At 63.2% G+C, this 14,547-nt stretch carries 13 protein-coding genes; 4 read left to right on the forward strand and 9 right to left on the reverse strand.

The features are described from left to right. The first annotated feature begins 142 nt into the window (after positions 1-142). On the forward strand, positions 143-595 hold the full coding sequence (locus KDB76_RS26215; RefSeq protein ID WP_024087828.1) for a GNAT family N-acetyltransferase: 453 nt from the start codon (positions 143-145) through the stop codon (positions 593-595). Positions 596-627: 32 nt separating this feature from the next. Here the strand turns inward: KDB76_RS26215 and KDB76_RS26220 are convergent, their stop codons facing one another. The 9 genes from KDB76_RS26220 to tkt form a co-directional block, all read right to left on the reverse strand. Next, positions 628-924 (reverse strand): winged helix-turn-helix domain-containing protein, encoded by a 297-nt coding sequence (locus KDB76_RS26220; RefSeq protein WP_013974495.1) that lies wholly within the window; start codon positions 922-924, stop codon positions 628-630. Positions 925-936: 12 nt separating this feature from the next. Further along, positions 937-1,437, reverse strand: a complete 501-nt coding sequence (locus KDB76_RS26225) for a M48 family metallopeptidase (RefSeq protein ID WP_003259625.1) — start codon at positions 1,435-1,437, stop codon at positions 937-939. A gap of 39 nt (positions 1,438-1,476) precedes the next feature. After that, positions 1,477-3,603 carry an EAL domain-containing protein gene (locus KDB76_RS26230; protein WP_023661310.1) on the reverse strand — a complete coding sequence of 709 codons (2,127 nt, stop codon included), beginning with the start codon at positions 3,601-3,603 and terminating at the stop codon, positions 1,477-1,479. Between the two features lie 261 nt (positions 3,604-3,864). After that, positions 3,865-4,929, reverse strand: a complete 1,065-nt coding sequence (gene fba / locus KDB76_RS26235) for a class II fructose-bisphosphate aldolase (RefSeq protein WP_015272054.1) — start codon at positions 4,927-4,929, stop codon at positions 3,865-3,867. A 100-nt stretch (positions 4,930-5,029) separates the two neighbouring features. Next, positions 5,030-5,359 (reverse strand): MliC family protein, encoded by a 330-nt coding sequence (locus KDB76_RS26240; protein WP_023661309.1) that lies wholly within the window; start codon positions 5,357-5,359, stop codon positions 5,030-5,032. Positions 5,360-5,519: 160 nt separating this feature from the next. Then, the gene (locus KDB76_RS26245; RefSeq protein WP_003257743.1) at positions 5,520-5,771 is read right to left on the reverse strand and encodes a hypothetical protein; all 252 of its coding nucleotides are present in this window, start codon (positions 5,769-5,771) and stop codon (positions 5,520-5,522) included. After that, positions 5,771-6,934, reverse strand: a complete 1,164-nt coding sequence (locus KDB76_RS26250) for a phosphoglycerate kinase (protein WP_013974501.1) — start codon at positions 6,932-6,934, stop codon at positions 5,771-5,773. Before KDB76_RS26250 ends, KDB76_RS26245 begins: the two co-directional genes overlap by 1 nt. Positions 6,935-6,946: 12 nt before the next feature. After that, positions 6,947-8,008, reverse strand: a complete 1,062-nt coding sequence (gene epd / locus KDB76_RS26255; RefSeq protein ID WP_013974502.1) for an erythrose-4-phosphate dehydrogenase — start codon at positions 8,006-8,008, stop codon at positions 6,947-6,949. A gap of 150 nt (positions 8,009-8,158) precedes the next feature. Next, positions 8,159-10,156, reverse strand: coding sequence for a transketolase (gene tkt, locus KDB76_RS26260; RefSeq protein ID WP_013974503.1), 1,998 nt, complete (start codon positions 10,154-10,156; stop codon positions 8,159-8,161). A gap of 229 nt (positions 10,157-10,385) precedes the next feature. On the opposite strand from tkt, the gene KDB76_RS26265 reads away from it, so the two are divergent. From KDB76_RS26265 to ligB, 3 genes are all read left to right on the forward strand, one after another. Continuing rightward, on the forward strand, positions 10,386-11,378 hold the full coding sequence (locus tag KDB76_RS26265) for a metalloregulator ArsR/SmtB family transcription factor (protein WP_013974504.1): 993 nt from the start codon (positions 10,386-10,388) through the stop codon (positions 11,376-11,378). 18 nt (positions 11,379-11,396) lie between these two features. After that, the gene (gene metK, locus KDB76_RS26270; RefSeq protein ID WP_015272060.1) at positions 11,397-12,587 is read left to right on the forward strand and encodes a methionine adenosyltransferase; all 1,191 of its coding nucleotides are present in this window, start codon (positions 11,397-11,399) and stop codon (positions 12,585-12,587) included. Between the two features lie 145 nt (positions 12,588-12,732). Further along, positions 12,733-14,433 (forward strand): NAD-dependent DNA ligase LigB, encoded by a 1,701-nt coding sequence (gene ligB, locus KDB76_RS26275; protein ID WP_038410183.1) that lies wholly within the window; start codon positions 12,733-12,735, stop codon positions 14,431-14,433. Positions 14,434-14,547 lie beyond the last annotated feature (114 nt).

The following is a 14,547-nucleotide window of genomic DNA, read 5'->3' on the forward strand; positions in this document are numbered from 1 at the left end:
CGCAATGGAGGGCACACACTGCCGATGAGATTACACAAAGGCGTCTTCGAGGGCAGCGGCCAATAGTGTCATTTAGCCTCTATTTTGGCCGTGGCACGTGCATCATGCGATGATCGACGGTCCACTCAAGGAGTTCGCACCAATGTCCATCGACTGGCTTTGCAAGCACCACACCGACCTCAGCAAGGACCAGCTCTACGCCATTCTGCAGTTACGCACGGAAGTGTTCGTGGTCGAGCAACGCTGCGCCTACCAGGAAGTCGATGGCCAAGACCTGACCGGCGATACCCTGCACCTGATGGGCTGGCGGGATGACAAGCTGGTGGCCTACCTGCGCCTGCTCGACCCGCAATCCCAAGGAGGGGATGTGGTGATCGGGCGGGTAGTGACTGCACCTGCGGCGCGCGAGCTGAAGCTTGGGCATACCTTGCTGCTCAAGGGGTTGGAGGCAGCGGAGCATTGCTGGCCGGGGGTGCCGGTTTATCTGTCGGCGCAGGCGCATTTGCAGGCATTCTATGCCCGGCATGGGTTCGCTGTGGTGGGCGAGGAATATCTTGAGGACGACATTCCGCATATCGGGATGCGCAAGGGATGAGATCGCCGGGCTGCAAAGCAGCCCGCAGTGGATCAGGGATACCCCAGCACTTCGCGAACCTGCCGCAGGTGCTGGATGATCCACTGTTTGTCAATCGCCCCCCAGTCATGAATGCGGTAATGCCCGGCGTGGTTGCGCGCGCCTTCCTGCTGTTCGAACTCGCAGACGATATCCAGGTCGGCTAGTGCCGCAATGGTGTCCTGGGCGGTGCGCCGGGGCATGCCGGTGGCTTCCATCAGGGCCGGAACGCTGGTCGCGGTCTGGCTGTCGATCAGCCAGGCCACGTACAGACGGCGGTAGAAGCTGCTCTTGGTCTTGCTCACTTCCATGCTGCGTGGTCCTTAACAGTTGCCCGGCAGCTCCCGATAGGTCAGGTAGACGCGCAGGTCGAATTCCAGTTGGTGGTAGTCCGGCTCCATGTGCTGGCAGAGCTGGTAGAACGCCTTGTTGTGGTCGCGCTCGCGCAGGTGTGCCAGTTCGTGCACCACGATCATGCGCAAGAACTGCGGCGCGGCCTCCTTGAACAGCGAGGCAATGCGGATTTCCTTCTTCGCCTTGAGCTTGCCGCCCTGCACCCTTGATATCGCCGTATTCAGGCCCAGGGCCCGATGGGTCAGGTCGAGACGATTGTCGAACAGCACCTTGTCCAGGTTGGGCGCGCTGCGCAGGTATTGCTGGCGCAAATCCTGGGCATAGCCGTACAACGCCTTGTCGTTCTGCACGTCATGGCGGTCGGGGTAGCGGCGCTGCAGGTACTCGCCCAGGCGGTCGCTGTCGATCATCTGCCGCACTTGCTGCTGCAGGTGCGGCGGATAGGCTTGCAAATATCGTAATACGGTCATGGCGCTGCATTCGGTGTAACGAATGCCGATTCTAGCCAATCATGGCCCCGGCCAGGAGAAAATCGCCGGGAAGCTGCTGGCATCCGTGGCGGTCATCGGGTAAGCCACCAGGAACCCCTGCACGTACTCACAGCCATTGGCTTTGAGCCAGGCTGCCTGAGCCGGGGTTTCCACCCCCTCGGCGATCACCGTGATGCTGTAGTCGAGGCACAGGCCGATGACGCTGCGCACCAGCGCGGCATCCACCACCGAGTCGGGCAAGCGCGCCACCAGGTGGCGGTCGAGCTTGAGGGTATCGATCGGCAGGTCGCGCAACATGCGCAACGAACAGTCGCCGGCACCAAAGTCATCCAGCGCCACCCGCACACCCAGCTCGCGCAAGCGGTGTATCTGTTTCACTGCCGCATCGATGTTGTACATCAGCGAGGTTTCCGCCACTTCCACTTCCAGCTGCGCCGGGTCCAACTGGTAAAGCTGGATGACCCGGTGCAGTTCGTCGACCAGGCTGGGCATGGCGAACTGCGCGCGGCTCAGGCTGATACCCAGCACCAGGTCCGCCGAGAAACGCTGGCACCAGGCCTGGCGCTGTGCCGCGCCCTGGCGGTAGATCCAGCTGGCCAGGCGGTTGATCAAGCGCGCCTCTTCCAGCAACGGGATGAACAGCCCCGGCGGTACGTCGCCGACACTGGGATGCTGCCAGCGCAACAAGGCCTCGAAGCCACGCAGGCGGCCATCGATGAAGCCGACCTGCGGTTGATAAACCAGAGTGAAGTCTTGCTGCTCAACGGCCATGCGTACGCTGTCCTCGAGCATCAGCCGCGAACGTGCCCTGCCATTGAGTTCCTGATCGTAGAAGCGATATTGCTGGCGCCCGGCCTGCTTCGCTGCGTACATCGCCGCATCGGCCGCGCGCAGCAGGCCTTCGACATTGGCCCCGCAATCCGGATAAGTGGCAATGCCAATGCTCACCCCAAGGCTCACATCCAGCCCTTCCACCTGGTGGCTGATGGAAATGCGTTCCAGCAACCGCTCGGCATAGCGCCCGGCCTGCTCCGGGTAAGGCAGGCTGTCGAACAGTGCAGTGAACTCGTCCCCGCCCATGCGCGCCAGCAGCGCTTCACTGCCCAGGCAATCCTTGAGCTGTTCGGCCACCCAGTGCAGCACCCGGTCGCCCGCGTCGTGGCCGAGCGAGTCGTTGATACGTTTGAAGCCGTCCAGATCCATGTACATCAGCGCCTGCGCCTTGTCCGAGCGCTCGTTGCGCAGCAGCGCACCTTCGGCGGCCTGGTAGAACCCGCGGCGGTTGAGCAGGCCGGTAAGCGGGTCGGTGACGGCCTGGTACTCCAGCTGCTGGTGCAGGTTGCGCACCACCGACATGTCCAGCACGGTGACCACCATGGCCTGTTGCTCGGACGGCAGTGGAGCACAGGACAACGCCACCGGCACCAGCTCCCCGCCAAGCGTACGCAGTTGGGCATCGTGAACGCGGAAGATGCGCCCCCCCAGGTAAGCCTGGTAGAACTCCGACTCGTTCCACAAGCAGGCACTGGCCAGTTGCACCAAATCGAGCAGATGGGCGCCCTGCAACTGCTGGACTGGCGCTGACAACAAACGGGAAATGGCCGGGTTGGCAAAGCTGATGATGCCTTGGGCATCCACCACCAGAATGCCTTCGGCAGCATTCTCCAGGATCGACGCGTTGAACGCCCTGGCCGTTTCCAGCTCACGGGTCAGGCGCTGCAGCATGCGCCGATTGCGCTGCTGGTCGAGCAGGGCCTGGACCTTGGGTTTGAGAATTTGCGGGTCGAACGGTTTGAACATGTAGTCCACGGCGCCACTGGCGTAGCCCTTGAGCACGGCCGCTTCGGACTGTTCATTGGCAGTGAGGAAAATGATCGGAGTCAGCCGGGTGCGCTGGCTGCCGCGCATCAGTCGGGCGACTTCGAAGCCGTCCATCTCCGGCATCTGTACATCCAGCAGCACCAGGTCGACATCGTGCTCGAGCAAAGCACCCAGGGCTTCCATCCCCGAGTTTGCCGTCAACACCTGCCAATCCTGACGGGCCAGCAATGCCCGCATGCTGATGAGGTTTTCGGGGTAATCGTCTACCACCAGAAGAACCGAGTTGCCATCCAGTGGCTGAGGGTGAGGTTGAGCGCCATCCATGCTGCTTCTCTATTATGTGACCGACTTCAAAATACGGTTGGATCCACTAGTACTCTAGACCTGAGCGGATAACACGCAATGCAATCAGAACGCTATCAGTGCCTCAATTCTACGGTAGCCGACTAACGGTCGCTCTGCCGGGAATATGTACCGCCCTCTTCGCAAGCATGCCGACAAAGAGGCCTACACCGAGGCAAAGTTCTAACACCCAAAAATGAAAAAACCCGCATCGCTGCGGGCTTTTTCATTAATACCAGAAGATCAGTTGACCTTGGCGGCCAGTTCACCTTTCAGGTAGCGCTGGTACATGCCTTCCAGGGAGATCGGCTTGATCTTCGAGGCATTGCCAGCGGTGCCGAAGGCTTCGTAACGAGCGATACACACGTCACGCATGGCCTTGATGGTTTCACCGAAGAACTTGCGCGGGTCGAACTCGCTCGGGTTCTGCGCCATCAGGCGGCGCATGGCACCAGTGGAAGCCAGACGCAGGTCGGTGTCGATGTTGACCTTGCGCACGCCGTACTTGATACCTTCGACGATTTCCTCGACCGGTACACCGTAGGTTTCCTTGATGTCGCCGCCGTACTGGTTGATGATCGCCAGCCACTCTTGCGGCACCGAGGACGAACCGTGCATCACCAGGTGGGTGTTGGGGATGCGCTTGTGGATTTCCTTGATGCGGTCGATGGCCAGCACGTCACCGGTTGGTGGCTTGGTGAACTTGTAGGCACCGTGGCTGGTACCGATGGCGATGGCCAGGGCGTCGACCTGGGTCTTCTTGACGAAGTCGGCAGCCTCTTCCGGGTCGGTCAGCATCTGGCTGTGGTCCAGCACGCCTTCGGCGCCGATGCCGTCTTCTTCACCGGCCATGCCGGTTTCCAGCGAACCCAGGCAGCCCAGCTCGCCTTCTACCGAAACACCGCAGGCGTGCGCCATGGCAACGGTCTGCTGGGTAACGCGAACGTTGTATTCGTAGTCGGTCGGGGTCTTGCCATCTTCACCCAGCGAGCCGTCCATCATCACCGAGCTGAAGCCCAGCTGGATCGAGCGCTGGCAGACGTCAGGGCTGGTGCCGTGGTCCTGGTGCATGCACACCGGGATATGCGGGAATTCTTCGATGGCCGCCAGGATCAGGTGACGCAGGAACGGGGCACCGGCGTATTTGCGGGCACCGGCCGAAGCCTGGACGATCACCGGGGAGTCGGTCTTGTCGGCCGCTTCCATGATGGCGCGCATCTGCTCGAGGTTGTTGACGTTGAAAGCTGGTACGCCGTAACCGAACTCGGCGGCGTGGTCCAGCATCTGGCGCATGCTAATGAGTGCCATTGTGTATCTCTCTCCCGACAAGCGTCGTTTGTTTCGTGCAAGCCTGCCGCAGGGGCGGTTGCTGTTCAAGTAGTGTGGGCCACCCTCGCGGCCCGGCCAGTCACGGTGCCTTGCAGCCCCGCCCAATCAGATCGTTGGTTGCCACCCAGTACACCAGGCCTTCTTCGCCCTTGGTATGGAAGGCCAGCATGCCATCGCTGTACAGCACACCCGAGGCACCCGGCTCGGCCTTGAGCCGGTAGACCTGGTCGCCGCCACCAAGGCGCACATCGACCTGATCGCGCTGCGCATCGGCGAAGCGCCACAGCACTTCAGCCTGAGTGTCGCAGACCCAGCGGGTCCAGTCGTCTGCCGGAGCGGGTTGCGCCGGCTTCAGCAGCGAGCATCCTGCCAGTGTCGCCAGGGCCGTCACGGCCAAAAGCGCTTTCATTCAGTTTCCTCGATTTGGGGCTGCTGTGCAGCCCTTCGCGGGCTTGCCCGCTCCCACAGGTCAAGCGCTGTACCTGTGGGAGCGGGCAAGCCCGCGAAGGGCCGCACAGCGGCCCCTACCTCAAGACCACAAATCAGCCTTCGGGTTGCCTGTTACCCGATCAAGGGCAACCAGGCGCCTTGCGCTGGTGGTCTTCGTCGTACTTTTCCAGGCCTTCCGGGCCCACGCGCTTGCTGATGACCGGCACGGTCTCGGCCTGCCACTCGGACTGGTAGCAACCGCCCTTTGGCGGCTGCGCCGGGTCGGTATCCGAGGCCGGGCTGCCGGCGCATGCGCTCAGCAGGCCAGCCAGCATCATCACAGGCAATTGCTTGACCATCAGGCCGCTCCCTTTGCCAAGCGCCGACGTCATCAGGCCTTGGCCCGCTCTTCCAGGATCGCCACGGCCGGCAGTACCTTGCCCTCGACGAACTCGAGGAAGGCGCCACCGCCGGTAGAAATGTAGGAGATATCGGCGCCAACGCCATATTTGTCGATGGCAGCCAGGGTGTCACCGCCACCTGCGATGGAGAACGCGGCGCTGTCGGCGATGGCCTTGGCCAGCACCTTGGTGCCGTTACCGAATTGGTCAAACTCGAACACGCCGACCGGGCCATTCCACAGGATGGTCTTCGACGACTTCAGCAGCTCCGCGAAGTGGGCTGCGGTTTGCGGGCCGATGTCCAGGATCATGTCGTCAGCGGCAACGTCGGCAATGGCCTTGACGGTGGCTTCGGCGCTCTCGGCGAACTCCTTGGCAACCACCACGTCGACCGGCAGAGGTACGCTGACCTTGGCAGCGATGGCCTTGGCGGTATCGACCAGGTCAGGCTCGTACAGCGACTTGCCTACCGGGTGGCCGGCTGCGGCCAGGAAGGTGTTGGCGATGCCGCCACCAACGATCAGCTGGTCGCAGACCGAGCTCAGGCTGTTCAGCACGTCCAGCTTGGTGGAGACCTTGGAACCGGCAACGATGGCTGCCATCGGCTTGGCCGGGGCCTTCAGGGCCTTGCCCAGGGCATCCAGTTCGGCTGCCAGCAGCGGGCCGGCAGCAGCGACTTTGGCGAACTTGGCAACACCATGGGTCGAACCTTCGGCACGGTGGGCAGTACCGAAAGCGTCCATGACGAACACGTCGCACAGGGCGGCGTACTTCTGCGCCAGCTCGTCGGCGTTCTTCTTCTCGCCCTTGTTGAAACGCACGTTCTCGAACAGCACCAGGTCACCAGCCTTGACCTCGACACCGTCCAGGTAGTCGGCTACCAGCGGCACGTCGCGGCCCAGGGCCTTGCTCAGGTAGTCGGCGACCGGCTTGAGGCTGTTCTCGGCAGAGAACTCACCCTCGGTCGGGCGGCCCAGGTGCGAGCAGACCATTACCGCTGCACCCTTCTCCAGGGCCAGCTTGATGGTCGGCAGCGCTGCCAGGATACGCGCGTCGCTGGCTACCACACCGTCCTTCACAGGCACGTTGAGGTCTTCGCGGATCAGTACGCGCTTACCTTGCAGGTCGAGGTCGGTCATCTTCAACACGGTCATGAATGCAGTCCTTCAGGGCTGTTTGTTGCGGGTTGGGTGGACGACGTGCAGATAGTGTTCGGCAACGTCGAGCATACGGTTGGCGAACCCCCATTCGTTGTCGAACCAGGCCAGCAGGTTCACCAGGCGGGGGCCGGAAACACGGGTCTGGCTGGCATCGACGATCGCCGAATGCGGGTCATGGTTGAAATCACAGCTGGCGTGGGGCAACTCGGTGTAGGCCAGCAAGCCTTTGAGCGGGCCTTCCAGCGCCGCCTCGCGCAGCACCCGGTTGACTTCGGCCGCACTGGTATCGCGGGCGGTCTGCAGGGTGATATCCAGGCACGAGACGTTGACGGTCGGTACGCGTACCGCTTTGGCCTGGATTCGCCCGGCAAGTTCCGGAAGCAGGCGCTCGATGCCACGCGCCAGACCAGTGGATACCGGGATCACCGACTGGAAGGCCGAACGCGTGCGGCGCAGGTCTTCGTGGTGGTAGGCGTCGATCACCGGCTGGTCGTTCATCGCCGAGTGGATGGTGGTGATCTGCACATACTCGATGCCGAATGCCTGGTCCAGCACACGCAGCAGCGGCACGCCGCAGTTGGTAGTGCAAGAGGCGTTGGACACCAGGCGCTCGTTGCCGGTCAGGCAGGCCTGGTTGACGCCGTAGACCACCGTGGCATCGACATCGGCCTCGCTGGCCATCGGCTGCGAGAACAGCACCCGAGGCGCGCCGGCGTCGAGGAAGCGCTGGCCATCGGCGCGGGTGTGGTAGGCGCCGGAGCACTCCAGCACCAGGTCGATATCCAGGGCGGCCCAGTCGATGCCTTCGGGGGTGGCACTGCGCATCACCTTCACGCAGTCGCCATTGATATGCAGACAGTCGCCATCGACCTTCACCTCACCGGGGAAACGCCCGTGGGTGGAGTCGAAGCGTGTCAGGTATTCCAGGCTGGCCTGGTCGGCCAGGTCGTTCAGCGCGACGATCTCGAAACCGGCCTTTGCCCCCCGCTCGAACAGCGCGCGCAGGACACAGCGGCCGATACGGCCATAACCGTTGAGTGCAACTTTGTAGGGACGCAGGTGGGGCATAGGTAGCTCTTGAACTCCGGCAGTTGAACGGGGCCGCTGCGCAGCCCATTCGCGGCACAAGGCCGCTCCTACAGGGGACGGCGTACGCAATACCCTGTAGGAGCGGCCTTGTGCCGCGAACGAGGGCCAGAGGCCCTCGCCTTCCTTGTATCAGTCTTCCAGCAGCTCTTCGGCAGTACCGAGGATGTTCTCCAGGGTGAAACCGAACTCTTCGAACAGTGCCGAGGCCGGCGCCGACTCACCGTAGGTGGTCATGCCGATAATACGACCTTCCAGGCCGACGTACTTGTACCAGAAGTCGGCGTGAGCGGCTTCGATGGCGATACGCGCACCTACTTCCAGCGGCAGCACGGACTGCTTGTAGGCAGCGTCCTGGGCATCGAACACGCTGGTGCACGGCATGGAAACCACGCGCACCTTGCGGCCTTGTTCGGTCAGCTTGGCGTGCGCCTGAACAGCCAGGCCCACTTCGGAACCGGTGGCGATCAGGATCAGCTCAGGCTCGCCGGCGCAGTCCTTGAGCACGTAGCCGCCGCGGCTGATGTCGGCGATCTGCTGGGCGTCGCGGTCCTGGTGCTGCAGGTTCTGGCGGGAGAAGATCAGCGCCGAAGGGCCGTCCTTGCGCTCCAGGGCGTTTTTCCAGGACACGGCGGATTCCACCGCGTCGGCTGGGCGCCAGGTGTCCAGGTTCGGCGTGCTGCGCAGGCTGGTCAGCTGCTCGATCGGCTGGTGAGTCGGGCCGTCTTCGCCCAGGCCGATGGAGTCGTGGGTATAGACGTGGATCACGCGCTGCTTCATCAGTGCCGACATGCGCACGGCGTTGCGGGCGTATTCCATGAACATCAGGAAGGTCGCGCCGTAAGGCACCAGGCCACCGTGCAGGGCAACACCGTTCATGATGGCGGTCATGCCGAACTCGCGAACGCCGTAGAACACGTAGTTGCCGCTGGCGTCGTTGGCTTCGACACCCTTGCAACCCTTCCACAGGGTCAGGTTGGAACCGGCCAGGTCTGCCGAACCGCCGAGGAACTCCGGCAGCAGCGGGCCGAAGGCATTCAGGGCGTTCTGGCTGGCCTTGCGGCTGGCGATGGTCTCGCCCTTGGCGGCCACTTCGTTGATGTAGGCCTGGGCTTTCTCGCTGAAATCGGCAGGCAGGTCACCGGCGGCTCGGCGCTTGAACTCGGCAGCCAGCTCCGGGTAGGCCTTGGCGTAGGCGTCGAAGCGCTGGTTCCATTCGGCTTCGGCCTTGGCACCGGCAGCCTTGGCGTCCCACTCGGCGTAGATCTCGGCCGGGATTTCGAACGGGCCGTGGTTCCAGTTCAGTTCCTTGCGAGCCAGGGCAATTTCGTCGTTGCCCAGCGGTGCGCCGTGGCAGTCTTCCTTGCCCTGCTTGTTTGGCGAGCCGAAACCAATGATGGTCTTGCAGCAGATCAGGGTCGGGCGATCGCTCTTGCGGGCGGTCTCGATGGCGGTCTTGATCTCGTCGGCGTCATGGCCGTCGACGTTGCGGATCACCTGCCAGTTATACGCTTCGAAGCGCGCCGGGGTGTTGTCGGTGAACCAGCCGTGCACTTCGCCGTCGATGGAAATGCCGTTGTCGTCATAGAAGGCGATCAGCTTGTTCAGGCCCAGGGTGCCGGCCAGCGAGGCGACTTCATGGGAAATGCCTTCCATCATGCAGCCGTCGCCGAGGAACACGTAGGTGTGGTGGTCGACGATGTTATGGCCATCACGGTTGAACTGGGCGGCGAGCACCTTTTCGGCCAGGGCGAAGCCCACGGCGTTGGCGATACCCTGGCCGAGCGGGCCGGTGGTGGTCTCGACGCCTGGGGTGTAGCCGTATTCCGGGTGGCCCGGGGTGCGGCTGTGCAGCTGGCGGAAGCCTTTGATGTCATCGATGGTGACGTCGTAGCCGGTCAGGTGCAGCAGCGAGTAGATCAGCATCGAACCGTGGCCGTTGGACAGCACGAAGCGGTCACGGTCGGCGAAACTCGGGTTGCTCGGGTTGTGCTTCAGATAGTCGCGCCAAAGCACTTCGGCGATATCCGCCATGCCCATGGGGGCACCTGGGTGGCCGCTGTTGGCCTTTTGCACGGCATCCATGCTGAGGGCACGAATGGCGTTGGCACGTTCACGACGGCTGGGCATCGCTGATCTCCTAGGGGGCTTGAATAGGTGGTGTCACAAAAAAGGCGGCCATTTTCGCCCACTGGGGGGGCTTGGGGCAATGACGTATGGTCACAGTCGGGGGATTTTCCTGCGATTGGCATTCAATTCGGGAGTAAAACCGGGCGAACCATCCCGCTCATCACTCAATATCAAAACTTTTTGATATTGCCCTTGCTAGGGCAACGATGCCTGTCTAGACTGCCGCACCATGAACCTCCGCGCGCAATCGATCCCCGAGCAATGCGAAGCATTGGCTGCCCTGTGCAAAGCCAGTGGCGACGAGTTGCGCCTGAACGTATTGCGCGCCCTGGCCAACGACTCGTTCGGCGTGCTGGAGCTGGCGCAGATCTTCGATGTGGGCCAATCGGGCATGAGCCATCACCTGAAGGTACTGGCCCAGGCCGAGCTGGTGGCGACCCGCCGCGAGGGCAATGCCATCTTCTACCGCCGCGCCTTGCCCGACAGCCTGCGCCTGGGCGGTCGGCTGCACGCGGCGCTGCTCGAAGAGGTGGACGACCTGACTCTTCCGCCTGACGTGCAGGCGCGTATCGCCCAGGTGCAGCAACGCCGCGCAGCCACCAGCCAGGACTTCTTCCTGCGCGTGGAAGAGAAGTTCCGCGCCCAGCAAGACCTGATCGCCGGCCTGCCGCAGTACCGCGAAAGCCTGCTGGCGCTGCTCGACAAACTGAATTTCGACCCGGCCGCCAGCGCCCTGGAGGTCGGCCCCGGCGACGGTGGCTTCCTGCCCGACCTGGCCCGGCGCTTCGCCCAGGTCACCGCCCTGGACAACAGCCCGACCATGCTTGAACTGGCGCGCCAGGTGTGCAAGCGCGAAGGGCTCGACAATGTGAACCTGCAGTTGGCCGATGCACTGGGTGCAACGGATGTGGCCGCCGACTGCGTTGTGCTGAACATGGTGCTGCACCATTTCAGCGACCCGGCCCTGGCCTTGCGCCAGCTGGCCAAACGGGTGAAGGCAGGCGGCAGCCTGCTGGTAACCGAACTGTGCAGCCATGACCAGGGGTGGGCGCGCGAAGCCTGCGGCGACCTGTGGCTTGGCTTCGAACAGGACGACCTGGCCCGTTGGGCCAACGCCGCCGGGCTGGCCCCCGGGGACAGCCTGTACGTGGGCTTGCGTAACGGTTTCCAGATCCAGGTCCGCCATTTCCAGCGGACGGCTGGCGACATACAACATCGGTAAATTTCAGGAACCTTCGAGATGAGCGAATACTCCCTTTTCACCTCCGAGTCCGTGTCCGAAGGGCATCCGGACAAGATCGCCGACCAGATTTCGGACGCCGTCCTTGATGCCATCATCGCCCAGGACAAATACGCTCGCGTAGCCTGCGAAACCCTGGTCAAGACCGGTGTCGCCATCATCGCCGGCGAAGTCACCACCTCCGCCTGGGTCGACCTGGAAGAGCTGGTGCGCAAGGTCATCATCGACATCGGCTACAACAGCTCCGACGTCGGTTTCGACGGCGCCACCTGCGCCGTGATGAACATCATCGGCAAACAGTCGGTGGACATCGCCCAGGGCGTCGACCGTTCCCGCCCGGAAGACCAGGGCGCCGGTGACCAGGGCCTGATGTTCGGCTACGCCAGCAACGAAACCGATGTGCTGATGCCAGCGCCGATCTGCTTCTCGCACCGTCTGGTCGAGCGCCAGGCCGAGGCGCGCAAATCGAAACTGCTGCCATGGCTGCGTCCGGACGCCAAGTCGCAGGTCACCTGCCGTTACGAAAATGGCAAGGTGGTCGGTATCGACGCCGTGGTGCTGTCGACCCAGCACAACCCTGAGGTTTCGCAGAAAGACCTGCAGGAAGCCGTGATGGAGCTGATCGTCAAGCACACCCTGCCTGCCGAACTGCTGCACAAGGGTACCCAGTACCACATCAACCCGACCGGCAACTTCATCATCGGTGGCCCAGTGGGTGACTGCGGCCTGACCGGGCGCAAGATCATCGTCGACTCCTACGGCGGCATGGCCCGCCATGGTGGTGGCGCGTTCTCCGGCAAGGACCCATCCAAGGTCGACCGTTCCGCCGCCTACGCCGGCCGCTACGTGGCCAAGAACATCGTCGCCGCCGGCCTGGCCGAGCGTTGCGAGATCCAGGTGTCGTACGCCATCGGCGTGGCCCAGCCGACCTCCATCTCGATCAACACCTTCGGTACCGGCAAGGTCTCCGACGACAAGATCATCCAGCTGGTGCGCGAGTGCTTCGACCTGCGTCCTTACGCCATCACCACCATGCTCGACCTGCTGCACCCGATGTACCAGGAAACCGCTGCCTACGGCCACTTCGGCCGTACCCCGCAGCAGAAGACGGTCGGCGACGACACCTTCACCACCTTCACCTGGGAGCGTACCGACCGCGCCCAGTCGCTGCGTGACGCTGCCGGCCTGTAAGCTTCCTACAGCGCCAGGCGAAAGCCCCTGCCGAGCAATCGGCAGGGGCTTTTTTGTGACATATGGGCTGACAAACGCTGCATGGCGACCCGCACGCTACCTGCCTAGGCTGAGGGCTCCCACCCGCCATGCAAGGATGCTGGCCATGCCGCTCATGCTGCTTTTCGCCCTACTGTTGACGTTGAATGCTCCCCTGGCCCGTGCCGCCACATGTCCCACCTGGAACCCGCAACAAGTCGAGGCTGAAGTGAGCCGACTGCGCGCCACGCTTGCCCGCTGGGACGACCATTATCATCGTCAGGGCATCGCATTGGTGGCTGATGAACTATACGACCAGAGCCGCCAGCACCTGGCGCACCTGCAGCAATGCTTTGGCATCACGACTACCCCGTCCCCGCTGGCCAGCGCTGGCGGGCCAATTCCGCATCCGGTGCCGCACACCGGCGTCGACAAGCTGGCCGACCGTCAGGCTGTAGAACGCTGGCTGGCCGGCAAGGCAGATGTATGGGTGCAACCAAAGGTCGATGGCGTAGCGGTCTCCCTCATCTACCGTCAGGGCCGGCTGGTGCAGTTGATCAGCCGGGGGGACGGCGTGCAGGGGCACGACTGGAGCCGCCACATCCCCCTGCTCGTCGATATCAATCGGCAGCTGCCCCAGGCCATTGACCTGCAACTGCAGGGCGAACTGTACCTGCGCCTGGACGCGCATGTGCAAGCCCGGGCAGGCAGCGCCAACGCCCGAGGGACAGTAGCCGGGCTGCTGGCTCGCAAGCAGCTGGGTCGTGAGCAAGGTGAGCGCATCGGCCTGTTCGTGTGGGACTGGCCGCAGGGCCCCGAGCAGCAGGCCGAACGCCTCGCGAAGCTGGCGGAACTGGGTTTTGCGCACAGCCAGGATTACAGCGTCGCCATAGAAACAGCAGACGATGCAGCGCACTGGCGCGAGTACTGGTACCGCTCACCCCTGCCCTTCGCCACCGATGGCGTTGTGTTGCGCCAAGGCGTCCGGACTCCGTCCGAGCGCTGGCAGGCCAAGGCGCCCTACTGGATCGCGGCGTGGAAGCACCCGTACACGCAAGCCTTGGCCGAAGTGCGCGAAGTACGCTTCCGCGTCGGCCGTACCGGCAGGGTTACGCCAGTCTTGCATGTACTGCCGGTTACCCTGGATGACCGGCGAATCACCCAGGTGAGCCTGGGATCGCTGGCACGTTGGCGCAAGCTCGACATCCGCCCCGGTGACCAGGTGGCCGTCAGCCTTGCCGGGCTGACCATCCCACGCCTGGAGCAAGTGGTGCACCGCGCCGCCGAGCGCCAACCGGTGATCGCACCAGCGCCCGGCCAGCATCATGCCCACAGTTGCTGGCAGATCAGCGAAGGCTGCGAGGACCAGTTCATTGCCCGCCTCACCTGGCTCAGCGGCAAGCAGGGGCTGGCCCTGCCGCGCACCGGCCCTGGTACCTGGCGCCGACTGGTGGCTGCCGGGCTGGTGACCTCGATGACCGACTGGCTGCATCTGGATGCCGAGCGCCTGGCCCAGGTAGCGGGTATCAGTGACACAACGGCTGCGCAGTTGCTGGGCAGTTTCGACCAAGCTCGCTCACGGCCCTTTGCCCAATGGCTGCGCGGGCTTGGCGCGCCTACACCCACCAGGATGCAGGTAACAGGCGACTGGCTGGAGCTGGCTGCCCGCACGAGTCTTGAATGGCAAGCCATGCCCGGTATCGGCGAAAAGCGCGGAGAACAGCTTGCTGGTTTTTTTGCAACCACCGAGGTTCAAGCCATTGCAACGCAACTGGCGACGGCAGGGATCGACGGATTCCGGATCGACAGGCAAAGCATCGAGCAATGATTATTTACCAATTTACCTGTAGGAAAATCCCGAGATTAAGCCGGAAAACCCCAACAAGGGTTTCTAAATGGGCAAAACCAAGGCAGGATTTCCCCCAACTTTTGCTGCCCCGCC

The organism is Pseudomonas sp. JS425, assembly GCF_018223845.1.
GTDB classification, from domain to species: Bacteria; Pseudomonadota; Gammaproteobacteria; order Pseudomonadales; family Pseudomonadaceae; genus Aquipseudomonas; species Aquipseudomonas asiatica.

What these genes read in the sequence shown, in the direction of transcription:
- KDB76_RS26215 (WP_024087828.1), top strand. Translation starts at nt 143, where the DNA reads ATGTCCATCGACTGGCTTTGCAAGCACCACACCGACCTCAGCAAGGAC.
- KDB76_RS26220 (WP_013974495.1), bottom strand. Translation starts at nt 924, where the DNA reads ATGGAAGTGAGCAAGACCAAGAGCAGCTTCTACCGCCGTCTGTACGTG.
- KDB76_RS26225 (WP_003259625.1), bottom strand. Translation starts at nt 1,437, where the DNA reads ATGACCGTATTACGATATTTGCAAGCCTATCCGCCGCACCTGCAGCAG.
- KDB76_RS26230 (WP_023661310.1), bottom strand. Translation starts at nt 3,603, where the DNA reads ATGGATGGCGCTCAACCTCACCCTCAGCCACTGGATGGCAACTCGGTT.
- fba (WP_015272054.1), bottom strand. Translation starts at nt 4,929, where the DNA reads ATGGCACTCATTAGCATGCGCCAGATGCTGGACCACGCCGCCGAGTTC.
- KDB76_RS26240 (WP_023661309.1), bottom strand. Translation starts at nt 5,359, where the DNA reads ATGAAAGCGCTTTTGGCCGTGACGGCCCTGGCGACACTGGCAGGATGC.
- KDB76_RS26245 (WP_003257743.1), bottom strand. Translation starts at nt 5,771, where the DNA reads ATGACGTCGGCGCTTGGCAAAGGGAGCGGCCTGATGGTCAAGCAATTG.
- KDB76_RS26250 (WP_013974501.1), bottom strand. Translation starts at nt 6,934, where the DNA reads ATGACCGTGTTGAAGATGACCGACCTCGACCTGCAAGGTAAGCGCGTA.
- epd (WP_013974502.1), bottom strand. Translation starts at nt 8,008, where the DNA reads ATGCCCCACCTGCGTCCCTACAAAGTTGCACTCAACGGTTATGGCCGT.
- tkt (WP_013974503.1), bottom strand. Translation starts at nt 10,156, where the DNA reads ATGCCCAGCCGTCGTGAACGTGCCAACGCCATTCGTGCCCTCAGCATG.
- KDB76_RS26265 (WP_013974504.1), top strand. Translation starts at nt 10,386, where the DNA reads ATGAACCTCCGCGCGCAATCGATCCCCGAGCAATGCGAAGCATTGGCT.
- metK (WP_015272060.1), top strand. Translation starts at nt 11,397, where the DNA reads ATGAGCGAATACTCCCTTTTCACCTCCGAGTCCGTGTCCGAAGGGCAT.
- ligB (WP_038410183.1), top strand. Translation starts at nt 12,733, where the DNA reads ATGCCGCTCATGCTGCTTTTCGCCCTACTGTTGACGTTGAATGCTCCC.